This is a genomic window from Candidatus Margulisiibacteriota bacterium, assembly GCA_018822365.1.
Classification (GTDB): domain Bacteria; phylum Margulisbacteria; class WOR-1; order O2-12-FULL-45-9; family XYB2-FULL-48-7; genus XYB2-FULL-45-9.
Window position 1 is genome coordinate 1 of record JAHJKL010000007.1, and the last position, 21,959, is coordinate 21,959.

Consider the following 21,959-nt stretch of genomic DNA (forward strand, 5'->3'; position numbering starts at 1 on the left):
CTGACCGCGAAATTGAGCGACCAGGTTTCAGTTCGGGGGTATTACAGCCAACCGAATTTTGTTGATTTCCGCTCGCTCTCGTTGGAGCAGGGGGCGGTGATGGGGGCCGATGTCGCGTATAAGCTTAACGCGAATACCAGTCTGATTACTCATTATAAGAAGCAGTTCAACTCTTCGACCGGGCAAGTGGAAGAAGCGCAGTATTACGAGATTTCGTTGAGTTTTTAATTAGCCCAGGATCGCTTTGCTGATAGCGTCGAGATAGGTTTTAACGGCATAGGCCTTTTCAGGGAAAGCGGCTTCAAGTTGGCTCATAATAATTTTTCGCGAGTCTCGCTCCATGAGGCGCAGGCTTTCAGCGATCGATTCGCAGTTAACCTCTTTTAGGCGATTAAGCAAGGCTTCATCAGTTTCCCGAAATCGGGCGTTAGATAACGTGTAATTGATCAGGCTGCCGATAAAGAAAATTCCTAAAATACCGGCTAAAACTGTCTGAGCGGTTGAAACACTGCCAAGATAAAGCAAGGCACTGATCGCTGTTCCGGTCGCAAGGCCCCGGTAGATGATCGGCAAATAGTTTTTTGTTTTGATTTGCCCGGCTCGGCTTTGACAGAATTGCTCAAGAAAAATGCTTAATTCGTCAGTATTGGCTGGTTTTTCGGCTTGTTCTGTCGGTTTTGCTGGCTCAACTTGTGGGGAAACAAAGCACACATTGCTTCTTTCCCGGGAGAAGGGGGGGGCAAGGGGACTCTTCCTGATCAAAGATAAAGAAATGGTAGAAAGGGAAAGAGCGTGGTTGGAGGTTGTTTCGGTCCAAGAAGTAAGATTAATTATAGTTTTGGTCCCTTGCGTGATCGTTTTGCATTCCAATATACGCGGCATAGCGACCAGGTCTTTTCCTGTATTATCAATGGATATTTCAAGATAAATTGATCTGTCGGCCATCGTTGGAAAGTATATGTCGCAGCTTTCTTCTCCGCCGACCGATATCGTTCTTCCTTTAGGGAGAAAGAATGTCTTCTCTCCTAAACAGATAGTCCATTGGCTGCAATTTGCTTGATCCCGCAACTGTCTGCTGATTACCGCCGGTAAATTGATCTTTCTTTGTCCGTATTTTGCCGAGTGCATAACAACTCGTGGACTGCTTGAAAGAGGATAAAGATGCCCCATGATCGTATCTCGAAAAATAATATATAATATTTCAACTATTTTCTGGTGATTTTAGGTTCAACACCGGTAAAATCGATGACTTTTGAAGCTTGTCCCAACCTGGCTTTCCCCCCGTCGATCACCAGGTCAAGTTCTGGCAGAGCGGCGATAACTTCAAAAGCGGTTAGTGCGGGCTTTTCTCCCGACTCGTTGGCCGAGGTCGCGGCGAGCGGACCGGTCAATTTCAAGAGCTTTAAAGTCAGCGGATGTCGCGGCACCCTTAACCCGATCGTTCTTTTCCCCTTGAGCGAGGGCAAGACCAGGGTCAAGGGCCCAGGCCATGCTTTCCTGGCCAGGGCTAGCGCTTGTGGCGAAAACTCAGCTAATTTCCTGGCTTCAGCCAGTGATGACACGAGAACTTGCAGCGGTTTATTTCTCGGCCGTTTTTTTAACTTGTATATTTTATTTATACCTTTGCGGCTGTAAAGCAGAGCGCCGATCCCGTAGACCGTTTCGGTTGGGAAGGCGACAACCCCGCCGGAAGTTAATATCTGTATTGCCTTTTCAAACATGATATCAGTATAACATGATAAAATATCAAAACTATGCGGTTGCTTGTCACCTTGATCATAATTTTAGATCTTTTTGTTGGAACCGGCAAAGCATCGATCATTGCCAGGGGGAGCGTCCCCAAGCTGGTCGCCCTGACTTTTGATGACGGGCCGTCCGATCCTTATACATATAAGGTAATAAATGAATTGAAAAGGGAAAACATACGAGGGACTTTCTTCTTGGTCGGGAAAAAAGTAGTAGCCAAACCAGAGGTGCTGGATGCGTTGGTCGCCAGCGGTCAGGAGATTGGTAACCACACTTATTATCATTCCCGGCTTAACTGGGTGACCGAGCGGAAAATGCTTGATGAAATAAAGTTAACCAGCGATATTATCAGTGGTTATACCAATGGCAGGGTCAAGCCGACCCTTTTTCGCCCGCCGCACGGGTTTCTTCCCCGCTCCAAGAGTCTGGCGATCCAGAAAGCTGGCTACACGGTGGTAATGTGGTCGGTCAATGGGGATGATTTTTATCACTCTAAAACCGGGATGAGAAGCCCGGTCTCGATCGCTGAGCGGGTCCTTGCCAGGATCAATGGGGGAGACATCATCCTTTTGCACGATATCAGCCAGCAGACGGTCGATGCCCTTCCTTATATTATCAGGCCGTTAAAAAAGAAAGGATTCAAGTTTGTGACGATCTCAGAGTTGATGAGGCAAAGCGGCCGCTACGCGCTGGCGTTAAAGAAAACTCCAACAGGTACGGAAGAGATCAAAAGCGTGATCGTCCTGCGGATGGAAACGATCAAGCCGGAGTCGTCTTATTATGAGAGTCAAGACTTTGGATTACCTCTGCCGGGGCCAGAAGATCGGTCGGCAATCCAAAAGTGGCCGCGTCAACTGTTTGGTAGATAAAATGTTTTTTCTCGAAGCAATACAGGTCCCAGGGATGCAGGCTCTTTCCTAAAAGCCGGGCTGTTCCTTTGACGAGCCAGACGGGGATGGGGAGCTGAAAATAGACCGGAACTTTGTAATATTGACAGACCGCTTTTAAGAAATTACTGGCGCTGATCGGTTCATTGCCTAAGACCAGCATTTTTTCTTTAACGTTATGTTCAAAAACATACTTCGCGATCCGGGCGATGTCGCGGGCGTGAATATAATGAAAAGCTGCGTCGACCGTAAAAAACCGGATGAATTTTAGCCACTTTGCCAGTCCTATTATCCCGTTGGAGGCATGAGAGAACGGATGCTGCCGATCCCCCCCCAGGACCCAGGTTGGGAAGAGGGTGACGCATTTAGGATATATTGCCAGGTCGGGCAGGCGTTTAAAGAGCTGGTATTTTCCTCTGATATAGTGGGTCCCGATCGTTCCGGCGAGGGGGTTGAGCTGGTTGTTGTCTCCCAGAATGCTGGCGGTCGAAAAAATGATCGCTTTTTGGCACCTGTTTGGATCAAGCGAGTTCAACATGTCGACGGAGTATTCATAATTCGATTGGTTCCCTCCCCAGTCGGCGGCCAGATGGATAAGGGCATCCATTTCGGCCAGGATCTTGGCGTGGTCCAAAATATTGATCATTTCCCCGGGTAAAATGGTTATTCTTGGGTTGTCCTGATAGGAGAAACGGAGCTTTTTGGGGTCCCTGACCAGCAGAAAAAAGTGATAATCTGGGTTGTTTTTCAGTTCGTCAAAGAGATAATGCCCGACACAACCGCTGATCCCGGTAATAAAGATCTTCATTATTAAAGGTGCAGGTTCCCCGGCTCAAGATATGACCGGACATAATCAGAAACTGCTTCTTCCAATCGGGTTGGGGCAAATTTGATCCCGGCGGCGGCCAGCTTGTTCATTTTTGCTTCGGTAAAGTACTGGTATTTATCCTTTAAATTGTCGGGCATTTCAATGTATTCGATCTGTGGTTTCTTCTCCAGGGCGGCAAATATCGCGCCGGTCAGGTCTTTCCAGCTCCGGGCGGTCCCGCTCCCCAGGTTAAAGAGCCCTCTGACCTTATTATTTAAGTACAGCTGATACATCAGATCGACGACGTCTTTGACGTAAATAAAATCACGCTTTTGTTCTCCGTCGGCGAAGTCGCTCCGATAAGACTTAAAAAGCTTAATCTTGCCGTCTCTTTTAATCTGTTCGTATCCTTTTAAGACCACGCTCCGCATTTCACCCTTATGGTATTCGTTAGGGCCAAAAACGTTAAAATACTTCAACCCGACGACCTTGTGTCCAAGGTTGTTCCGCAGGAGCCATTGGTCGAAGAAGAGCTTGGAGTAACCGTAAATGTTGAGCGGGCGGAGCTTCATGGTAGTTGCGTCGTCGTCGGAGTAGCCGAGCGCTCCGTCGCCGTAAGTCGCGGCTGAACTGGCGTAAATAAAAGAGATGTTCTTGGCCAGCGCCCATTGCGCCAGTTGCCTGGAGTAGTGATAATTGTTTCCCATCATATAGCTGGCGTTCGTTTCGGTCGTGGAGGAACAGGCGCCGATATGAAAGACCGCTTTAATGACACTGCCAAATTTACCCGCCAGCAGCTTTTCGAGAAAAACATCTTTTTCCAGGTAATCGGCAAAGTGCTTGCCGTTCAGATTTTGCCATTTTTCCGATGCGCCCAGATGATCGGCGACCAAAATATCGTTTTCTCCGGCCTGGTTTAATTTCCAGACCATAGCGCTGCCGATAAATCCGGCTCCGCCGGTAACAATAAATTTCATTTAATTTCCTCCAAACATTGCGTTCTCGATCAGGCCGCAAAGAATGTGGCCTATCAAAATGTGGCTTTCCTGGACCCGGGGGGTGGCTTGTGAAGGGATCGTGATCGACAGATCGACGGCGTCCGCGATCCGTCCGCCGCCGCATCCCAATAGGGCAATAGTCCGGCAGCCAATCTCTTTTGCTTTTTTCATGGCCAAAAAGACATTGTTTGAATTGCCGGAGGTGGAAAAGCCAAAAGTAATGTCCCCTTTTTGGGCCAGTGCTTCGATCTGTCTGGTAAAGATGACGTCAAAATTGTAATCATTGCCGATCGCCGTAATGATCGAGGTGTCGGTGGTCAGGGCAATGGCCGGTAGGGCGGATCGTTCTTTCCGGTAGCGGCTGACCAGCTCCGCGGCCAAATGCTGGGCATCGGCAGCCGAGCCCCCATTGCCGAAGAAGAGTATTTTATTCCCCGCCTGGAGAGCCGCGATCATGGTTTTTGCGGCTGTTTCGATCTGCGGGACCAGTTTTTTGATGACCTGGTCCTTGACCTCAATGCTTTCCTTTATTTCGTCAATTATTGTCTTTTGCAAATCAGTTCCCTCCTTTGGCGATCTTGAGCAGGACAACCCGCGTGCTTCGTTCCCGTTCGGAGAGTTTCATCCCGATCGAACGGGCCCCTCTTTCCAGCTCCGGGATAACGACGTATTCCAGGGCATTGACCCGGCGCCTGGTCTCCCTGACCTGGACCGCAAGCTGCCGGAGCGACTGATGAAGGGCGGCAAAGGCGACCAGGTCCGGCAGGAGGGTGGAAAATCCCTGAGCCGCTTCCTTATATTCTACCGTAGTTTTAAGATTGGAATATAGGGCTTCCCCATCGATGTTCAAGGCGTATGACGGTAATTTTACCCCCATCATATTCCTGATCGAGGCTTTGATCCTGGTCGTGGGAAGGCTGGTGAAGACCTCGCCTGGCTGGGAAAGGGCGGTGGCAAAGATCGCTTTGTTAAATATTGCCACCAGTTTATTTTCAAGATCGGCGTGCAGGGTAAGATATTTCTTTTTGGTCGAGAGGAACTGCTGCATCAGGCCGTCCAGCTTGTCCTTGAGCAGTTTGTGCCCGCGTTTGGCCAGTGAAACCCTCCGCCGGAGGCGGAGGAGCTCCATTCTTGTCGGGTTAACTTTGATCCGCATATTTATCGATTATTTCATCCTTGATCCGTTTAAGTTCTTCGCGCGGCAGGATCTTGAGGAGCGACCAGGCTATCTGGAGAGTGGTTTCGATCGTCCGGTTCTCGTTCTCGCTCTGGCGGATGAACTTATTTTCAAATTCGTCGGCGAATTGAAGATATTTCTTGTCGATCTCGGAGAGGGCCGCTTCACCTAAAATGACGACAAGTTCCCGGACCTCCCGGCCCCGCGCGTAGGCGGCAAACAGCTGATTGGCGACGCCGGCATGGTCCTCGCGTGTTCGTCCCTGACCGATCGCTTTGTCGCGCAGGCGCGAGAGCGACGGGAGCGGGTCGATCGGGGGGTAGATTCCTTTGCGTTCCAGGTCGCGTCCCAAAATGATCTGCCCTTCGGTAATGTAGCCGGTCAGGTCGGGGATCGGATGGGTTTTGTCATCGTCCGGCATGGTCAGGATCGGCAGGAGGGTGATCGAACCGTTCTTCTCCTTGATCCGGCCGGCCCGTTCGTACAAAGTGGCCATGTCGGTGTAAAGATATCCGGGATACCCCCGGCGTCCCGGAACTTCGCGCCGGGCGGCCGAGACTTCGCGCAAACTTTCGCAGTAGTTGGTCATATCGGTAATAATGACCAGGACGTGCATTTCCAGGTCAAAGGCAAGATATTCGGCGGCGGTCAGGGCGAGGCGCGGCGTGGCGATCCGTTCGATCGCCGGGTCGGAAGCAAGATTAACGAACAAGACGGAGTTTTCGATCGCTCCGGTCTTGCGGAAGTTGGCAATAAAAAACTCCGACTCTTCATAGGTGATCCCCAGCGCGCCGAAAACTACGGCGAACTTTTCGTCCTTGTTCTTGACGCTGGCCTGGCGGGCGATCTGCGCGGCAATGCGCGAATGGGGAAGGCCGGATCCCGAGAAAATAGGGAGCTTTTGCCCTCGCGAAAGGGTGTTGAGCCCGTCAATGGTCGAGATCCCGGTCTGGATGAAGTCGTCCGGGTAGTCGCGGGCAAACGGGTTGATCGGCGAACCGTTAACGTCGAGCTTTTTTTCCGGCAGGATCCGCGGCGCTCCGTCGAGCGGCCGGCCCAGGCCGGAGAAGATCCTACCCATAATATCGCGGGAGACCGGCAGCTCAAGCCCCCGGCCGCTAAAACGAAACGTTAAATTGTTGATCTCCAGCCCTTCGGTCCCTTCAAAGACCTGGATCAGCGCTTTATCGTCAAGCACTTCCAGGACTTTTCCCGACCGGACCTCGCCGCTGGCCAGTTTGACCTCGACCAATTCATCATAAGCGACCCCTTTAACCCCTTCAACCAGGACCAGCGGTCCGGCGATCTCGTTGACTTTAACCATTTTTCCCGCTCCTTAAATTATTGAATTCATCCCTTAGCTGTTGTCTGGTGGTCTTGATCTCCGCTTCGGCTGAAAAACGGGCGCGGGCGATCTTTTCCATGGTCCCGATCTTCCTGATCGCTTCGATCTCCACTCCGTCGGCCAGCGCTTTTTCTCCCAGCTGATGCAGGTCCAGGATCGTTTGCAGGATCAGATGCTGTTTGCCAAGCGAGGAATATTGATCGACCGGGTCAAAGGCGCTCTGGTAGAGAAAATCTTCGCGGAGTGATTTGGCGACAAAGAGGACCAGTTGCTCCCTGGGAGAGATCGATTCAAGCCCGACCAGCCGGACGATCTCTTCCAGATCGGCCTCCTGGGCCAGGAGCCTCATTGCCTGCTGGCGGAGCTGGTTGAAATTTTCGGAGACTTTTTCGTTGAAATAACGCCCCAGGTTGTCGGCATAAAGTGAATAGGAGAGAAGCCAGTTGATCGCCGGGAAATGCCGCTTGTGGGCCAGAGTTTCGTCCAGTCCCCAGAAAACTTTAGCGACCCGCAGGGTATTTTGCACGACCGGTTCGGACAGGTCGCCTCCGGGAGGGGAGACCGAACCGATAATAGTTAGCGAACCGTGTCGTTCGGGTCTTCCCAGGCAGCGGCCGGAGCCGGCCCGCTCATAGAAATCAGCCAAACGGGAGCCAAGGTAGGCCGGGTAACCTTCTTCGCCCGGCATCTCTTCAAGGCGGCCGGACATTTCGCGCAACGCTTCGGCCCAGCGGGAGGTTGAATCGGCGAAGAGTGCGACATGGTATCCCATATCGCGGAAATATTCGGCGATCGCGGCGCCGGTGTAGACAGAGGCTTCGCGGGCGGCGATCGGCATGTTGGAAGTGTTGGCAATGAGGATAGTCCGCTCCATCAGCGGCCGGCCTGATTTGGGGTCTTTTAATTCCGGGAATTCTTTGAGCACATCGGTCATCTCGTTCCCCCGTTCGCCGCAGCCAACGTAAACAATGATATCGGCGTCAGACCATTTGGCGAACTGGTGCTGGATCACGGTCTTGCCGGCGCCAAAGGGCCCGGGAACGCAGGCCGCGCCGCCTTTGCCGATCGGGAAGAGGGTGTCGACTACCCGCTGGCCGGTGACCAGCGGGACAGAGACAGGCTCTTTTTTGCCAAGCTGGCGTCGTTTGCGGACCGGGCTTTTTTGCAGCATCGTGACCGGTTTCCCGGAGATAACGGCGATCGTTTCCTCGATCGTGAAATCGCCGTTGTTGAGCTTTTCGATCTTTCCGGCGACTCCCGGCGGGACCATGATCTTATGGCTGACCAGCGGAGTTTCCTGGACGGTCCCCAAAATATCCCCTCCCTTGACCTCATCGCCAGGAGCGGCCAGCGGAACAAAGGTCCATTTTTTGTCCCGGGAGAGGGGGTCAACATAGAGGCCCCGCGGGATAAAAGCCCCCGCTTTAAGTTTGAGCTTGTCCAGAGGCCGCTGGATCCCGTCAAAGATCGCGCCGATCATGCCGGGCCCGAGTTCGACCGAAAGCGGGGCGCCGGTCGATTCGACCGGATCGCCGACTTTAAGTCCGGCAGTCTCTTCGTAAACCTGGATCGAAGCGCTGCTGCCGCGAAGTTCGATTACTTCGCCGATCAGGCGTTGGGTCCCGACAAAGACCAGATCGGCTTTTTTTGCTCCAGATAATTCGGCAATGACCAGGGGCCCGGCAACTTTTTTTATCATGTTAATAATCCTTCCGCTAATTCTTTGAATAAGCCGATGCTTCCCCGATGGTCGGGGAGCAGGACGACATTGATCTCTTTTTTCTCCGCTTCTTTGATCGTTTCCGGTATCTCGGCTGCCAGCCTTTCAGTGACAAAAATGATGCTATGTTCTTTTTTGTGAAGCAGAGCCGAAAGGTTCTGGCAGGAGTGGCTGACCGAATCGCACGGGAAAATATCGATCCCGCTTGCAGCCAGCGGGGTAACGATCTCTTTTGGCCCGAGAAAAGCGATCTTAGACATAAGTTGTCCTCAGCCTTTCCCGAAGCTGGTCTACTTTGACCTGGAGAAGTTTTCCGGTCAGGACCAGGCGAAGCATCCTGACCTCGTGCTCGCGGGCAAAAAGGTAGCCGAGCAGCGGTTCAATGCCAAACGAGAGGTACCTGGCGTTTTTCATGATCATCATTAAATAGTTGTCTATTTCACGTTCCAGGCCAAAGAGACTCCCGCTTTTTTTAAGCTCTTCAAGCCCAATGGCGACCGGCCGGGCGTAAACGGTGTAACGGAACCGTTCGATCATCGCGTTTGGCTCATGGGTCCCGGACAGAAGATCGAGCTTCAAACGGTTCAGCGCGGCATAAGCGGCAACGTACCGGCTAAAAAGGGGGTTCCCCAAGCGGCTCGCGCTCTTTTCCAAAAGCTCAATATAATCGATCAGCGCCAGGTTGGAGTCGTTTTTTTGCCACAGGGCTTTAATCAATTCGTCCCCCGGGGCAAAGGAATCAATGAGCGCTTTGGTCGCCGCCAGTTCGTTTTTCAGGAGCAATTCAAAATCAAAGGAATTATCGAGCTTGTCGATCTCGGCGGCATGGAAAGGGATCTCTCTTAAAATGAGGAAAGCGGCGTTAAGGTCGTGGGCGTCGACCAACCGGAGCAGGCGGCTTTCGTCAAGCAGCTGCGTCTCAAGGGAACGTATCCGGCCGATCGCAAAAGCAAATCTAACCATAGAGGAGTTTGACAACCTCGCTTTCCTTTTTATCTCTGACTGCCGGGTCGATTCCCGCAAAAAGCCGGTCAAGCTGGCGGTGCTTTTCTTCCAGCAGGCGTTGTTTAAGCAGAAGCCTGGCCGGGACCACGATCGCCTTTTTTTCTTCTTCAGCCGATGACCGGACCTGATCTAATAATTCTTCGCGAAGGATGCCGGCCCGTAATTTTGCCGCAGCGGCGATCTCTGCCGCTTCTTTGGCCGCTTCGCTGTTTATAACCGCGGCTTTGGCTTCAGCTTCGCCAATGATCTTGGCTTCGATCTCCAAAAGCCCCATTAGATCTTGATCCAGGAGACCATTAAAATGGTGGCCAGGAGCCCCAGGACGGCGTAAGTCTCGACCATGGCCGGCAGGATTATTGCTTTACCAAGCTCATCGGGCCGTTTGGCGATAAAATAAATGCTGGAGGCCGAGGCCCGACCCTGGAAATAAGCCGAGAAAAAACCGGCCAGACCGACCGGAATGCCGGAGGCCAGGAGCTGCAGTCCGGCCGAAAGGGATATCGGGGCCGATCCACCGACAATAAAGATCTTGAGCATAATGTAAAATGCCCCCAGAAAACCATAAAATCCCTGGGTTCCCGGCAAAGCGAGCAGGACCAAGACCTTACCGAACTTTTCCGGGTCCTCGCTTAATACTCCTCCTGAAGCTTCCGCGGCGATCGAGATCCCCCAGGCCGAACCGATCGCGCCGAACAACGCGGCGATTGCCGCACCAAAAAGGGCCAAAGCCAAACCAATGGACATAACATTTCCTCCTTTATTTTGTTTCTATTATAGTATAGACCGTTTCGCGACGGAAGGGCTTGAACAGCTTTCCTCCTCCCTCATAGAATTTGCCGAAATATTCGACCAGCTGCAGCCTGGCCGAGTGGACAAAAGCCCCCAGGACCGAGATAACCAGATTAAAAATGTGTCCAATGATCAAAACGACCGCCATGATCAAATAGCCCAGGAGCGGAACGCTCCCTTTGGTCAGGTCGGCGATTATATTGATGACCATCCCAATGATCGAGGTGGTCATCATCAGGGCAAGGATCCTGGAATAAGAAAGGGTATCCCCCAGGAAGCTGGTCGTTCGGTAAAGGCTTAATATCCCGAATATCCCTTTCTTGATCAAGCCCGACTCTTTGCGCCCCTGGGTCAGGACCAGGGCAATGGCGCCGCCGATCGAGAGACGGCTGAACAGGAGGCTGGTCGAGTGGCCAAGCGCAGTTGTCGTGCCATAGAGGACCAGCGCGAGCAGAAAAAATATCCACAGCCCATAATCAAATATCCCTTCAAGGTATTCTCCGTTCCTGATCTTCCAGTATAAGCCAAGAGCCAGGCCGGTGATGATCTGGACGATCCCTATGATGAGAGAGATGATCAGCATGTTCAACGGGTTCTTGACCGGATCGATCAGTTGTAGTTTTTTTAACGGTCCACTCAAATGAACGGGGAGGGTGTTAAGATCGATCGCAAAATAACTGCCGGTGATGATCCCGGCAAAAACGGTCGCGATCCCTCCCCACAGGAGAAGGTTAAGCAGGTTTTTTCCCCCTTCGCTTAAGGTCAGGGTCTTCTTATAGTAAATGGCTGCCACTGCCAGCAGGATCCCGTAGCCGACGTCAGAAAGACAGAGGGCAAAAAATAATATAAAAAAGAACGATAGAGGAGCGGTGGGGTCCATATCGGTTGTGGAGGGGGGGCCAAAGATCTTGGTGATCAGTTCAAAAGGTTGAAAGATGCCGGGATTCTCGATCATTGATGGCGGCTGCTCTCCTTTGTCCGGTTCGATCTCCTGGGCCGCGAGAGCCGGATCGAGCTTTTCCAGGTCGCTCTTGAGCTTATCCAGTTTTTCTTGCGGCAGCCAACCGGTCAAAATAAATGCTTTTTCAGTATAGGCCAGCCGTTCCCTGGCCGATCTTTCATTGTTTTTCTGCAGGTAGTGGTCGTAAATATAGGTCAATTGCTTTTTATGTCTGACCAGCGAAGCTAATTCCGATCTAAAAGTAAGCCGGTCAGTTTCGATCTTTTTTAATAAGGCTTCAATTTGATCAGCTTCCTCGGCCGGAGTTAGCTTGGAGATTGGCAGGCTGATCTTTTCAAAATTGTGATCGTCAAGCAGCAGCGCTGTCGCAGCCGCCTCAGCCGTGATGGTGACTACAAAAAGAAAGGTTTTTTCCGTGGTTTGACCGGCGATCACCAGCTCTCCGGCTTTGATCCTGGCAGCGAAAGCTGTCTGAAATTTAATGAGCGCTTTGGTCCGGCAGCTTCCGGCAATGATCATCAGGTTTCCTCGGCTGTTCAATGAGTTCAGGGGGGCCTTAACCCCGCTAAAGGGACGCAGCAGCTGGAGATCGGCCAATAATTTCCCTTCCAGGTTTTTGAGGTTGGCAAGTTCGTTCTCGATCTTATTGATCTCCGCGATTACCTGACGCCAGTCAAATTTTCTGGCAGTTTGGGCCAAGACTTCCTGCTTGATCGTTTCCTTGTAGGGAGCAAAGCTTTCAATAAAACTTTTTTTTACTCCGGCCGCGGCGTCAAGGACCCCGATAGCGGCTTTGATCTCGGTTAAGAACAGTTCGTAATTTTCAGATGCGCTGTTCAGTGGCTGGCCCAAGGCGAGAGGGGTGACCTGGATCACTCCGGCTTCTTGGAGAAAGTTCAATAAAGCCGCGCGGGAATCCTGGTGGCCAATAATGGCCAGCTTCCGCATTTTTATTAACGACATAATTTTTTGGCCGTTTCAAGCTTTGAGGCAAAACTGCGCCGGAGCTCTTCCTGTTGCCGATCGGTCTCGGCCTCAAGTGCCGTTTTTTCTTGTTGCCCGGATAATTTTGCCTCTTCGATGATCGCGGCTGCTTCTTCTCTGGCGGCCTGTTTGGTTTGGGCCAACAGGTCATCTGCCTGTTTTTTGGCATTTATAATTGTGAGGGTTTTTTCCCTTTCAGCGGAGGAAATGATCTTATTTGCTTTATCCTCAATTGAAGTTAATTGTTCAAATATCATTAAAGACATAACCTGATAAGTTTAGCAAAAATGCGCGGATCAGACAAGCGGCCGACAAACTCTTTGACCTGGTCTCCCGGTTGCTGATATAATGTTATCCCAAGATGCATATTTTTCTCCCAAGCTTCCTTGTCGCTTTGCTAGTAACCGTTTTTTGCACACCGGTCGCTAGAAAATTAGCCTTTAAAATAGGGGCAGTTGATCGTCCCAACGACCGGAAAATCCATTCTACTGATATTCCCAGGATCGGCGGGATCGCGATCTACGCCGGTTTTTTAGCCGCTGTTATTTTTGGTCTGCTGCTTGGTTATTTTACCGGGGTCCGCTTTAATCCTCGGCCGATCTTTGGGGTCCTGATCGGCGGGACGATCGTTTTTCTTTCCGGGCTCAAGGATGACCTCAAGGGATCGCGTCCGTTGACCAAGCTTGCCTGGCAGAGCCTGGCCGCGGTCGTCGCGATATATTTTGGGATCGAGATCACCTTTTTCTCCAATCCTTTTAACGGGATCGTCCCGCTTTTTGGTTTTATCGCTATTCCTTTGACCATCCTTTGGCTGGTCGGGATGACCAACGCTATCAACCTGATCGATGGCTTGGATGGCCTGGCGACCGGAGTGATCGCGATCTCGGCCGGGACCCTGTTTTTTGTGGCGCTCCGGACCCATCAGGTTGAAGCTGCCCTTCTTATTATCGCGATCGCCGGAGCGGCCCTTGGTTTTTTAAGATATAATTTTTTTCCCGCGTCGATATTCCTGGGAGATTCCGGGAGCTATCTGCTTGGTTTTATTGTCGCTTCCGCTTCGATCATCGGTGTTTTTAAAACGACCCTGGTCGTTGCCCTGATCGTCCCGCTCCTGATCCTGGGGGTGCCGATCTTTGACACGACTTTCGCGATCCTGCGCCGGATCAAAGAGAAAAAAAGCCCCTTTGCGGCAGACAACCGGCATATCCATCATGTTCTGATCAGGGCCGGCCTGACCCAGCGGGAAGCGGTCATGTCGATCTATATCGTTTGTTTTTTGCTTAGCGCGACCGCGTTGATCATGTCGTTGCAGAGATAGTGGGAAAGTGATAAGGATTAAGTGGCAAGCTGCGGAAATTGGAGAGATAAGTGAATAAGAAAAAAGTAATGTTCGTTTTTGGGACAAGGCCGGAAGCGATCAAAATGGCGCCGGTCGTCAACGAATGCCGCAAATATCCGGAATTTCTTGAGACACTGGTCGTAGTTACCGGCCAGCACCGGCAGATGCTTGACCAGGTTTTGCGTATTTTCAAGATCGAGCCCGACTATGATCTTGGCATTATGGAAGCGAACCAGACCCTGACCAGCATAGTGACCAAAACTTTGGCCGGGGTCGAAGAGATCATCCTGAACGAGCGGCCGGATATTCTGCTGGTCCAGGGAGATACTTCAACCGCCTTTGCGGCCGGCTTGTCCGCTTTCTATTATAAAATCACGTTGGGCCATATTGAAGCGGGGCTAAGGACTTTTGACAAATGGCAGCCGTATCCGGAAGAGATCAATCGTAAATTATTGACTTCCCTGGCCGACCTTCATTTCCCGCCGACTAAAACGGCCCTTGATCATTTGCTGGCCGAAAAGGTCAACCGGGAAGCGATCTGTCTGACCGGCAACACTGTTATTGACGCCCTGTTCGAGGTTGCCGGACGGGAATACGATCTGGCCCGGACCGGGATCAAATTGACCCCAGGGAAAAAATTAGTCCTGGTGACGACCCATCGCCGGGAAAACTGGGGAGTACCCCTCCGGGGCATCTGTTCCGCGGTCAAAACGATCGCCGAGCGTTTTCACGATCAGGTAGAAGTTGTTCTGCCGGTCCACAAAAATCCGACAGTTGCCAACGTAGTCAATGAGACATTAGGGAGCCTGCCGAACGTTGTCCTGACCGAACCGTTGGACTATGAGCCGTTCATTCACCTGATGAAGGCAAGCTATCTGGTCCTGACCGATTCTGGCGGAGTTCAGGAAGAGGCTCCGTCGCTTGGTAAACCGGTCCTGGTTTTGCGTGATAAGACCGAGCGGCCGGAGGCGGTGGGGGCCGGAACGGTTAAACTGGTCGGGGCAAATGAAGCGCTGATCGTTAACGAGACCACCAAACTGCTGGTGGATAAAGGGGAATACGATAAAATATCGCAAGCGGTCAACCCTTACGGCGACGGCCGGGCGGCGGTCAGAACGATCTATTTTTTGCTCAAATATTTTGGCTCGGCTGACAGCAGTCCAGAGGAATTTAATGCATAAATTGATCATTCACGGCGGCCGCCCTCTTGAAGGAGAAGTCACTGTCTCCGGTTCCAAAAATGCCGCCCTCCCGATTTTAGCCGCCACGATCATGCTTCCGGGGCGCTCGGTTATCCGCAATATTCCCAATCTTTCTGACGTAACGACGATAGTCCGGGTCCTTAGGGCGCTTGGCCTGCGGGCCGAATATTCGCAATCGAACCCGAATACGGTCAATGTTTGGAACTTTCAGGTCCGTCATGTCGCTCCCTATGAACTGGTAACCAAAATGCGCGCCTCATTTTTTGTGATCGGGCCGATCCTGGCGGTCAAGGGATTGGCGAAGATCCCGCTTCCGGGTGGGTGCGCCATCGGTTCGCGGCCGGTTGATATTCACATTAAGGGATTGACAGCCTTGGGGGCCGAAGTTCAGCTGGAGCATGGTTTTGTTATTGCCAAGACCAAAAAATTACGCGGCGGCAAGGTTTACCTCGATTTCCCTTCGGTTGGAGCGACCGAAACAGTGATGATGGCGGCCGCATTGGCCGATGGAGATTCGATCATTGAGAATGCGGCGCGCGAACCAGAGATCCTTGACCTGGCCAATTTTCTCAACCGGGCTGGAGCGAAGATCGAGGGGGCGGGGACCGAAGAGATCAGGGTTAGCGGGGTCAACACCTTAATGCCGGTCGATTACACGATCATTCCCGACCGGATCGAAGCGGGGACCCTGCTGGTTGCCGGGGCGATAACCGGAGGGAAAGTTCTGGTCAAAGGGGCAGCTCCCGACCATATGGAAGCGACTCTGGTAAAATTAAAAGAGTGCGGAGCCGAAGTCGCTTGCGGACCGGACGGGATCCTGGTTTCTGCCAGGCAGGGGATCAGCGCGGCTGACATTAAAACCCTTCCGTACCCGGGATTTCCGACCGACATGCAGCCGCAGTTCGCCTCTCTTTTGTCACTGGCCAACGGGACCTCGGTCATTACTGAAACAGTCTTTGAAAATCGGTTCATGCATGTTAATGAATTGAAAAGGATGGGGGCCAATATCCGCCTGGAAGGGCAAAGCGCGATCATTACCGGGGTTCCCAAGCTTTCCGGGGCGCCGGTCAGGGTTTCTGACCTGCGGGCCGGGGCGGCTCTGGTCCTGGCGGGTCTTGCGGCCGAGGGGGAGACGATCATTGAGGACCGCGACCATCATATCCGCAGAGGTTATGATAAGATTACAAGCAAATTGACCGGCCTGGGGGCGGAGATCAAAGACCACCAATGAAGCTTGTTTCCCTGGTTAAAAAGATAATAAAGGAAAAAGGAGTTAAAGGGACGATCGATATTTCGGTGGTCGATGACCAGGCGATCCGGGCCTTAAATAAAAAATTCAGGAAAAAAGATAAGCCGACTGACGTTTTGTCTTTTCAAATTGATAGCGCCGGCTTTTTGGGAGATGTTATAATTTCGGAAGAAACGGCCAGGCGGAATGCCAAAAGATATGGGGTCAGTTACGGAACGGAATTTAAGCGATTGGTCATTCACGGGGTCTTGCACATTTTGGGTTATGACCATGGAAGGGAAATGAGAGATGCCGAAGCGTTTTATACGAAGTTTTAAGTACGCGCAGGACGGGGTCAAATATGCGCTGCTCTCCCAGCGGAACATGTGGATCCACTCGGTCATGGCGTTCGCGGTCCTGACCGCTTCGGTTTCGCTCAGGATCAGCACGGCCGAGTGGCTGGTCGTTATTATCCTGATCTCCAATGTTTTTGCGTTTGAGTTGATCAATACCGCGATGGAAGAGGTGGTGAACATGCTCAAGCCCGAACCCCATCCGCTGGCGGCGCTGGCGAAAAATGCTTCCGCCGCGGCAGTGTTAATGATCTCGGGAGGAGCGGCGATCGCCGGGTTGGTCATTTTTTTGCCAAAGGTCTTGAACTTATGAGGCAACAATGGAAATAATTTTACTTTTGGTCCTATTGGTTCTGTCCGCTTTCTTTTCCGCCACTGAAACAGCGATCACCAGCCTGTCCCGGATCAAGGTCAAAGGCCTGGTCGAGCGTAAAGTCCGGGGCGCGAAACTGCTGAGCAAGCTAAAAGAAAAGCCCGGTGATTTTCTGTCGACAATATTGATCGGCAATAACCTGGCAAATACCGGGGCGGCCGCTCTGGCGACTTCGGTGACGATCAGCTTCTTTGAACAGCATGGGATGGTGAATATCAGCTACGCGGTGGGGATCGCGACCGGTATAATGACCTTTTTGCTGCTGGTTTTTGGCGAGATCACTCCCAAGACGATCGCGATCCACAATGCCGAGTTGATCTCGCTTTTTGTCGCGCCGGTGATCTATGTTCTGAAGATCGTTTTTCAACCGATCGCTTTGCTGACCAACCTGTTCAGCCGGCCCTTGATCTATATTTTTGGCGGAGGGAAGATCGGCAAAGGGGGATTTTTGACCGAAGAGGAGATCGCAATGGTCCTGGCCGAAGGTCAGAAGGAAGGGCTGATCGAAGAAGAAGAGCGGGCGATGATCACCTCGATCTTTGAGTTTGGCGATACGATCGCCAGAGAGGTGATGACCCCGCGTCCCGATGTGATCGCCTGCGACGTGGAAAAACAACTAAAGGAGCTGACCAGGCTGATCATTGACAGCGGGCATTCCCGGATCCCGGTTTACGAAGGGACCATGGACAATGTTATCGGGGTGATCTATGCCAAAGACCTGCTTAAGAAACACAAAGCCGCGACCATCAGGGAAATGATGCACCAGCCCTTCATCATTCCGGAGTCCAAGAAAGTGACCGAACTTCTGCATGAGATGCAGGCGGCCAGGACCCACCTGGCGATCATTGTCGATGAATACGGGATCACTTCCGGTATCGTGACGATGGAGGACCTGGTGGAAGAGATCGTCGGGGAGATCCATGATGAATTTGAGCGGGAAGAGAAGCGCTATGAACCTGTTGAGGACGGCGCGGCAATAATTGACGGCAAATTATCGATCGACGATCTTAACGGGAAACTGGGAGTTGATATCCCCGAAGGGGATTACGATACGGTTGGCGGGTTTGTTTTCAGTCAGCTGGGGAAAGCTCCGTCGGTCGGGGATGTCGTGCATTACGAAAACCTGCTGATCAGCGTGGAGCGGGTCCACCGCCGACGGATCGCCAGGGTGAAAATAGTGAAATTTCCCGATAAATTAGCGGAAGAAGGTGTTGGAGGATGACTACTAAATATATTTTTATTACCGGAGGGGTCGTTTCCTCATTAGGCAAGGGGATCGTAGCCGCATCTCTGGGCCGGATCTTGAAAAGCCGCGGTATCTCCGTTACCATCCAAAAGCTTGACCCCTACATCAATGTCGACCCCGGGACCATGAACCCTTATCAGCACGGTGAAGTATTTGTGACCGATGACGGCGCTGAGACCGATCTTGACCTGGGACACTACGAACGTTTTATCGATGTCTGTCTTGGTAAATCTAATAATGTGACCACCGGGATGGTCTACTGGAATGTTATTACCAGGGAGCGCCGCGGCGATTATCTGGGAGGGACAGTTCAGGTCGTCCCGCACATTACCAACGAGATCAAGGACCGGATCCGCCAGGTGACCAAAAACCAGCATTTTGATGTTGTTATTTGCGAGATCGGCGGTACCGTTGGTGATATCGAGGGTCTGCCGTTTTTGGAAGCGATCCGTCAATTCCGCAAGGAAGTGGGACGGGACAACTGCGTTAATCTCCATGTTACTTTGATCCCTTTTCTTGATACCACCCATGAGTTCAAGACCAAGCCGACCCAGCACAGCGTCCAGAAGCTTCGTGAGATCGGTATTCAGCCCGATATTATTGTTTGCCGCTCCCGCGAGCCGATCAGCAACGAAATGAAGGAAAAGATCTCCCTTTTTTGCGACGTTGCCAGAGAAGCGGTCATTGGCCTGGCCGATATGCCGTCGATCTATGACGTTCCCCTGGCGATCGAAAAAGAAAATGTCGGCGAGATCGTCGTCAAATACCTGGACCTGGAATCGAAGAAAGTTGACCTGGCTGAATGGGAAAAGATCGTTATGGAATGGCATTCTCTCCGGCACACTGTCCGGATCGCCATAGTCGGCAAATATACCGAACTGGAAGACGCATATTTAAGCATTGTTGAATCGCTTAAACACGGCGGGATCGCTAATCAGGCCAAGATCGAGCTCAAGTGGATCAATGCCGAGAAGCTGGAAGAGGAAGAAGACATCGACTCGGTCCTGCGTGATGTTCAGGGGGTCTTGATCCCCGGAGGGTTTGGCGCGCGCGGGGTGGAAGGGAAGATCAAAGCGATCCGCTACGCCCGGGAGAACAACATACCGTTCCTGGGGCTATGCCTCGGGATGCAGTGCGCGGTGATCGAATATGCCCGCAATGTTTGCAAACTTAAAGGGGCGAACTCATCGGAGTTTGATCCGGAGACCAAGCACCCGGTGATCGATTTTATCCCTGAACAGCGGGGTTTGATCGATAAGGGGGGGACAATGCGCCTTGGGGCTTATGCCTGCAGGATAAAGAAGGGGACGATCCTTCATAAGCTCTACAACCGGGATGAAGTGGATGAGCGGCACCGCCACCGCTATGAATTTAACAATGATTTCCGCCAGCAAATGGCAGAAGCCGGTCTGGTCTATTCCGGCATCAATCCCGATGCCGATCTGGTGGAAGTGATCGAACTGCCAAGTCATCCGTTCTTTTTGGCGACCCAGTATCATCCTGAATTCAAATCGCGGCCAAATCGTCCTCATCCTCTTTTTGCCGGTTTTATCAAAGCGGCGGTGAGCCGCCTGGAAGAGCAGATCGCTTTATTTAAAGAGAAGGGTGCTTAGAAACCCTTACCCCTTGCCCCTCTCCCAGAGGGAGAGGGGTAGATCAAATTAATATTACTGATCGGTACCCGGTGTTTTTTGGCCAGCCTTCTTAAATTCTCGTATTCCGGGGCGGCGGTCATTACTTTCCCTTCCAATAAACCAAGCTTAAGCTTTACTTTGCCGTATTTGGTGCTAACGCTGACGAATTTCCTTTTTAAAACCTCCCGGCTGACTAGAAACATTCTTACTCCAAGAGTTGTCGTTAGTTTAAAGAGGAGCGCCAGCAACTGATCTTTTTTCTCCGGCCGGCAGAGAAGGGTCAGTTTATTGGCGTTCCGTTCCTTTTTCATCAGGATCGGCTCGATAAAGGCATCTAGCGCTCCGGCTTTCATCAGCGCGGCGATCGCTTTGTTCAGGGTTTTTATCCCCATGTCATCGATGTTTGTTTCAATTTCGAGGATTGCCTCGTTTTCCGTCGGCAAATTCGCTTCGCCAATATAGACCCGGAGCATCCCGAGAGTGGGGAAGGGCTTACTGCCGGCGCCGCTGCCGATTTCCTCTACCGCCATTTTCGGCGCCGGTCCAAAGCCGCTGGCCAGGGTGCTGATTATTGCCGCTCCGGTCGGGGTGACGACCTCTCCGGTGACCTCTATTCCGTAGGTTGGTATCCCTTTAAGCAATTCCGCGGTCGCTGGGGCGGGGTTTGGCAGGATGCCATGCGCATGTTTGATAAAGCCTTGTCCATGAGGAATTGGTGAAGCATAGATCGCCCCGATCCCCAGCTTTTCAAGAGCGATCGCCGTGCCGACTATATCGATGATCGCGTCGACAGCTCCGACTTCGTGGAAGTGGACCTTATTAACGGTCGTGCCATGGACCTTGGCTTCGGCCTTGGCTAAACGGCGGAAGATCTTGGCGCTAAGAGTTTTGACCGTTTTCGGCAACTTGCTTCTATTTATCAGCCTAAGGATGTCGGCAAGATTGCGATGGTGTTGTTCGTTACTTATTACTTCAAAATATGTTCCATTGATATGGTGTTTTTTCGTTTTCTTGATTTGCAACCTGGAAACCGCGAAGTTTATTCGCAGGTTTCCAAGTTGGTTAATTAAATAGTTTTTGTCCAACCCAGCATCCAGAAACGCCCCCAGGATCATATTGCCGGCCAGGCCGGAGGAGCAGTCGAAATAAGCGATCTTCATCCCTCACCCCGGTTATTATTTTTCCGCAGTTTATTGCTTTTTGCCCCTCTCCCTCTGGGAGAGGGGGTGGGGTGAGGGCTACTGATAATATAATGAGCGCAGACCGCGGCGCCGAAGCCGTTATCAATATTAACAACAGAAACACCAGGTGCGCAGCTGTTAAGCATAGTGAGCAGGGCAGAGAGCCCTTTAAAGCTGGCGCCATAGCCGACCGAAGTGGGGACGGCGATGATCGGCTTATCGATCAGGCCGCCGATGACCGAGGCGAGCGCCCCTTCCATCCCGGCGACGACGATCACCACTCTTGCCTTATTGATCTTCGGGAGATTTTTAATCAACCGATGGATCCCGGCCACCCCGACGTCATATATCCGTTCAACTTTCCGGCCAAGGAATTCTGCTGTGACTGCCGCTTCTTCAGCAACCGGGAGGTCGGCGGTGCCGGCGGTTACGATGGCGATATTTGACCGACAATTAACAAACTCCAGCTTACAACGAACAGATATGATCCTGGCGGTTTTGTGATAAACAGCTTTATTGAGCTTCTCTTTGACGGCAAGAAAAGCCTTGCGATCAGCTCTTGTGGCCAGAACATTATGGCCTTTTTGGTGGATGCTAAGAGCGATCCTGGCAATTTGCTCGGGGGTTTTGCCGGGAGAGTAGATCACTTCGGGAAAACCTTTCCGGTGGATCCGTTGGTGGTCGACTTTGGCGAAACCGAGCTCTTCGTAGTGTTTTGGCTTCATCGCGGCTAATTATAACCTAGAAAAAATCGTCGCACAATCGATAAAAGCCTTGAATATCATGGAAAAGCCGCTTTGTTACAAGGAATTAACTCGCAAGATATATTATGTTAATACCATCAGGTTACAATATAACCATGGTCAAGGTTGGTTCTGAACCGCCAAAAACTTCTATTCTTAAGCTTCCAGTTCGGTCCCAGAAAGCAATTTATAAGCCCGTGGAGCATATTGTTCCACCAAACCACGAATACGCTTCTTTTC

The 21,959-nt window shown here is 51.7% G+C and carries 25 protein-coding genes; 9 read left to right on the top strand and 16 right to left on the bottom strand.

What is annotated here, in order from left to right; all coding sequences use genetic code 11:
* Positions 1-228: hypothetical protein (locus tag KKF06_00300; GenBank protein MBU1616207.1), on the top strand; the 228-nt coding region annotated here is incomplete at its 5' end.
* Here KKF06_00300 and KKF06_00305 read toward each other — a convergent pair.
* Positions 229-1,170: a hypothetical protein gene (locus KKF06_00305; GenBank protein MBU1616208.1), complete on the bottom strand. Its 942-nt coding sequence runs from the start codon at positions 1,168-1,170 to the stop codon at positions 229-231.
* Between the two features lie 35 nt (positions 1,171-1,205).
* Positions 1,206-1,721, bottom strand: coding sequence for a threonylcarbamoyl-AMP synthase (locus KKF06_00310; protein ID MBU1616209.1), 516 nt, complete (start codon positions 1,719-1,721; stop codon positions 1,206-1,208).
* A 33-nt stretch (positions 1,722-1,754) separates the two neighbouring features.
* Here KKF06_00310 and KKF06_00315 point away from each other — a divergent pair, with 33 nt between their 5' ends.
* A complete protein-coding gene (locus KKF06_00315) occupies positions 1,755-2,615 on the top strand; it encodes a polysaccharide deacetylase family protein (protein ID MBU1616210.1) in 861 nt (286 codons plus the stop codon).
* Here the strand turns inward: KKF06_00315 and KKF06_00320 are convergent.
* The 12 genes from KKF06_00320 to KKF06_00375 are packed head-to-tail and all read right to left on the bottom strand — an operon-like array spanning position 2,506 to position 12,677.
* On the bottom strand, positions 2,506-3,441 hold the full coding sequence (locus KKF06_00320; protein MBU1616211.1) for an NAD(P)-dependent oxidoreductase: 936 nt from the start codon (positions 3,439-3,441) through the stop codon (positions 2,506-2,508). The two genes, KKF06_00315 and KKF06_00320, sit on opposite strands and share 110 nt — an antisense overlap.
* Before the next feature lie 2 nt (positions 3,442-3,443).
* Entirely contained in the window at positions 3,444-4,418 is a 975-nt protein-coding gene (gene rfaD, locus KKF06_00325; protein MBU1616212.1) for an ADP-glyceromanno-heptose 6-epimerase, read from the bottom strand.
* Complete coding sequence (locus KKF06_00330) at positions 4,419-4,994, bottom strand: D-sedoheptulose 7-phosphate isomerase (protein ID MBU1616213.1); 576 nt, start codon at positions 4,992-4,994, stop codon at positions 4,419-4,421.
* 1 nt (position 4,995) lies between these two features.
* A complete protein-coding gene (locus KKF06_00335) occupies positions 4,996-5,595 on the bottom strand; it encodes a V-type ATP synthase subunit D (GenBank protein MBU1616214.1) in 600 nt (199 codons plus the stop codon).
* Positions 5,579-6,940 (bottom strand): V-type ATP synthase subunit B, encoded by a 1,362-nt coding sequence (locus KKF06_00340; protein ID MBU1616215.1) that lies wholly within the window; start codon positions 6,938-6,940, stop codon positions 5,579-5,581. The genes KKF06_00335 and KKF06_00340 overlap by 17 nt, the downstream gene beginning before the upstream one ends.
* A complete protein-coding gene (locus KKF06_00345) occupies positions 6,933-8,660 on the bottom strand; it encodes a V-type ATP synthase subunit A (GenBank protein ID MBU1616216.1) in 1,728 nt (575 codons plus the stop codon). The genes KKF06_00340 and KKF06_00345 overlap by 8 nt, the downstream gene beginning before the upstream one ends.
* Positions 8,657-8,941, bottom strand: a complete 285-nt coding sequence (locus KKF06_00350; GenBank protein ID MBU1616217.1) for a hypothetical protein — start codon at positions 8,939-8,941, stop codon at positions 8,657-8,659. The genes KKF06_00345 and KKF06_00350 overlap by 4 nt, the downstream gene beginning before the upstream one ends.
* Positions 8,934-9,644 (bottom strand): V-type ATPase subunit, encoded by a 711-nt coding sequence (locus tag KKF06_00355; protein ID MBU1616218.1) that lies wholly within the window; start codon positions 9,642-9,644, stop codon positions 8,934-8,936. Before KKF06_00355 ends, KKF06_00350 begins: the two co-directional genes overlap by 8 nt.
* Entirely contained in the window at positions 9,637-9,960 is a 324-nt protein-coding gene (locus KKF06_00360; protein MBU1616219.1) for a hypothetical protein, read from the bottom strand. Before KKF06_00360 ends, KKF06_00355 begins: the two co-directional genes overlap by 8 nt.
* Positions 9,960-10,430 (bottom strand): V-type ATP synthase subunit K, encoded by a 471-nt coding sequence (locus tag KKF06_00365; protein MBU1616220.1) that lies wholly within the window; start codon positions 10,428-10,430, stop codon positions 9,960-9,962. Before KKF06_00365 ends, KKF06_00360 begins: the two co-directional genes overlap by 1 nt.
* Positions 10,431-10,443: 13 nt before the next feature.
* Positions 10,444-12,399, bottom strand: a complete 1,956-nt coding sequence (locus KKF06_00370) for a V-type ATP synthase subunit I (protein MBU1616221.1) — start codon at positions 12,397-12,399, stop codon at positions 10,444-10,446.
* Positions 12,390-12,677: a hypothetical protein gene (locus tag KKF06_00375; protein ID MBU1616222.1), complete on the bottom strand. Its 288-nt coding sequence runs from the start codon at positions 12,675-12,677 to the stop codon at positions 12,390-12,392. Before KKF06_00375 ends, KKF06_00370 begins: the two co-directional genes overlap by 10 nt.
* Positions 12,678-12,781: 104 nt before the next feature.
* Here KKF06_00375 and KKF06_00380 point away from each other — a divergent pair, with 104 nt between their 5' ends.
* The 7 genes from KKF06_00380 to KKF06_00410 all read left to right on the top strand — a co-directional run bounded on the left by KKF06_00380 (position 12,782) and on the right by KKF06_00410 (position 19,774).
* Positions 12,782-13,738 carry an undecaprenyl/decaprenyl-phosphate alpha-N-acetylglucosaminyl 1-phosphate transferase gene (locus tag KKF06_00380; GenBank protein MBU1616223.1) on the top strand — a complete coding sequence of 319 codons (957 nt, stop codon included), beginning with the start codon at positions 12,782-12,784 and terminating at the stop codon, positions 13,736-13,738.
* Between the two features lie 68 nt (positions 13,739-13,806).
* Positions 13,807-14,940 (top strand): UDP-N-acetylglucosamine 2-epimerase (non-hydrolyzing), encoded by a 1,134-nt coding sequence (wecB, locus tag KKF06_00385; GenBank protein ID MBU1616224.1) that lies wholly within the window; start codon positions 13,807-13,809, stop codon positions 14,938-14,940.
* Positions 14,933-16,192 (top strand): UDP-N-acetylglucosamine 1-carboxyvinyltransferase, encoded by a 1,260-nt coding sequence (gene murA, locus KKF06_00390; GenBank protein ID MBU1616225.1) that lies wholly within the window; start codon positions 14,933-14,935, stop codon positions 16,190-16,192. Before wecB ends, murA begins: the two co-directional genes overlap by 8 nt.
* Entirely contained in the window at positions 16,189-16,527 is a 339-nt protein-coding gene (ybeY, locus tag KKF06_00395; protein MBU1616226.1) for an rRNA maturation RNase YbeY, read from the top strand. The genes murA and ybeY overlap by 4 nt, the downstream gene beginning before the upstream one ends.
* Positions 16,499-16,855 (top strand): diacylglycerol kinase family protein, encoded by a 357-nt coding sequence (locus KKF06_00400; GenBank protein MBU1616227.1) that lies wholly within the window; start codon positions 16,499-16,501, stop codon positions 16,853-16,855. Before ybeY ends, KKF06_00400 begins: the two co-directional genes overlap by 29 nt.
* A 7-nt stretch (positions 16,856-16,862) precedes the next feature.
* Positions 16,863-18,137, top strand: coding sequence for a hemolysin family protein (locus KKF06_00405; GenBank protein MBU1616228.1), 1,275 nt, complete (start codon positions 16,863-16,865; stop codon positions 18,135-18,137).
* Positions 18,134-19,774 (top strand): CTP synthase, encoded by a 1,641-nt coding sequence (locus tag KKF06_00410; GenBank protein MBU1616229.1) that lies wholly within the window; start codon positions 18,134-18,136, stop codon positions 19,772-19,774. Before KKF06_00405 ends, KKF06_00410 begins: the two co-directional genes overlap by 4 nt.
* On the opposite strand, the gene larC is transcribed toward KKF06_00410, so the two are convergent.
* Complete coding sequence (larC, locus tag KKF06_00415; GenBank protein ID MBU1616230.1) at positions 19,771-20,955, bottom strand: nickel pincer cofactor biosynthesis protein LarC; 1,185 nt, start codon at positions 20,953-20,955, stop codon at positions 19,771-19,773. The genes KKF06_00410 and larC overlap by 4 nt on opposite strands.
* The gene (larB, locus tag KKF06_00420; GenBank protein MBU1616231.1) at positions 20,952-21,701 is read right to left on the bottom strand and encodes a nickel pincer cofactor biosynthesis protein LarB; all 750 of its coding nucleotides are present in this window, start codon (positions 21,699-21,701) and stop codon (positions 20,952-20,954) included. The genes larC and larB overlap by 4 nt, the downstream gene beginning before the upstream one ends.
* Positions 21,702-21,959 lie beyond the last annotated feature (258 nt).

Excerpts from the sequence above, each read along its gene's own strand:
- KKF06_00305 (MBU1616208.1), bottom strand. The coding sequence starts at position 1,170 with ATGGGGCATCTTTATCCTCTTTCAAGCAGTCCACGAGTTGTTATGCAC.
- KKF06_00310 (MBU1616209.1), bottom strand. The coding sequence starts at position 1,721 with ATGTTTGAAAAGGCAATACAGATATTAACTTCCGGCGGGGTTGTCGCC.
- KKF06_00315 (MBU1616210.1), top strand. The coding sequence starts at position 1,755 with ATGCGGTTGCTTGTCACCTTGATCATAATTTTAGATCTTTTTGTTGGA.
- KKF06_00320 (MBU1616211.1), bottom strand. The coding sequence starts at position 3,441 with ATGAAGATCTTTATTACCGGGATCAGCGGTTGTGTCGGGCATTATCTC.
- rfaD (MBU1616212.1), bottom strand. The coding sequence starts at position 4,418 with ATGAAATTTATTGTTACCGGCGGAGCCGGATTTATCGGCAGCGCTATG.
- KKF06_00335 (MBU1616214.1), bottom strand. The coding sequence starts at position 5,595 with ATGCGGATCAAAGTTAACCCGACAAGAATGGAGCTCCTCCGCCTCCGG.
- KKF06_00340 (MBU1616215.1), bottom strand. The coding sequence starts at position 6,940 with ATGGTTAAAGTCAACGAGATCGCCGGACCGCTGGTCCTGGTTGAAGGG.
- KKF06_00345 (MBU1616216.1), bottom strand. The coding sequence starts at position 8,660 with ATGATAAAAAAAGTTGCCGGGCCCCTGGTCATTGCCGAATTATCTGGA.
- KKF06_00350 (MBU1616217.1), bottom strand. The coding sequence starts at position 8,941 with ATGTCTAAGATCGCTTTTCTCGGGCCAAAAGAGATCGTTACCCCGCTG.
- KKF06_00355 (MBU1616218.1), bottom strand. The coding sequence starts at position 9,644 with ATGGTTAGATTTGCTTTTGCGATCGGCCGGATACGTTCCCTTGAGACG.
- KKF06_00360 (MBU1616219.1), bottom strand. The coding sequence starts at position 9,960 with ATGGGGCTTTTGGAGATCGAAGCCAAGATCATTGGCGAAGCTGAAGCC.
- KKF06_00365 (MBU1616220.1), bottom strand. The coding sequence starts at position 10,430 with ATGTCCATTGGTTTGGCTTTGGCCCTTTTTGGTGCGGCAATCGCCGCG.
- KKF06_00370 (MBU1616221.1), bottom strand. The coding sequence starts at position 12,399 with ATGTCGTTAATAAAAATGCGGAAGCTGGCCATTATTGGCCACCAGGAT.
- KKF06_00375 (MBU1616222.1), bottom strand. The coding sequence starts at position 12,677 with ATGATATTTGAACAATTAACTTCAATTGAGGATAAAGCAAATAAGATC.
- KKF06_00380 (MBU1616223.1), top strand. The coding sequence starts at position 12,782 with ATGCATATTTTTCTCCCAAGCTTCCTTGTCGCTTTGCTAGTAACCGTT.
- wecB (MBU1616224.1), top strand. The coding sequence starts at position 13,807 with ATGTTCGTTTTTGGGACAAGGCCGGAAGCGATCAAAATGGCGCCGGTC.
- murA (MBU1616225.1), top strand. The coding sequence starts at position 14,933 with ATGCATAAATTGATCATTCACGGCGGCCGCCCTCTTGAAGGAGAAGTC.
- ybeY (MBU1616226.1), top strand. The coding sequence starts at position 16,189 with ATGAAGCTTGTTTCCCTGGTTAAAAAGATAATAAAGGAAAAAGGAGTT.
- KKF06_00400 (MBU1616227.1), top strand. The coding sequence starts at position 16,499 with ATGCCGAAGCGTTTTATACGAAGTTTTAAGTACGCGCAGGACGGGGTC.
- KKF06_00405 (MBU1616228.1), top strand. The coding sequence starts at position 16,863 with ATGGAAATAATTTTACTTTTGGTCCTATTGGTTCTGTCCGCTTTCTTT.
- KKF06_00410 (MBU1616229.1), top strand. The coding sequence starts at position 18,134 with ATGACTACTAAATATATTTTTATTACCGGAGGGGTCGTTTCCTCATTA.
- larC (MBU1616230.1), bottom strand. The coding sequence starts at position 20,955 with ATGAAGATCGCTTATTTCGACTGCTCCTCCGGCCTGGCCGGCAATATG.
- larB (MBU1616231.1), bottom strand. The coding sequence starts at position 21,701 with ATGAAGCCAAAACACTACGAAGAGCTCGGTTTCGCCAAAGTCGACCAC.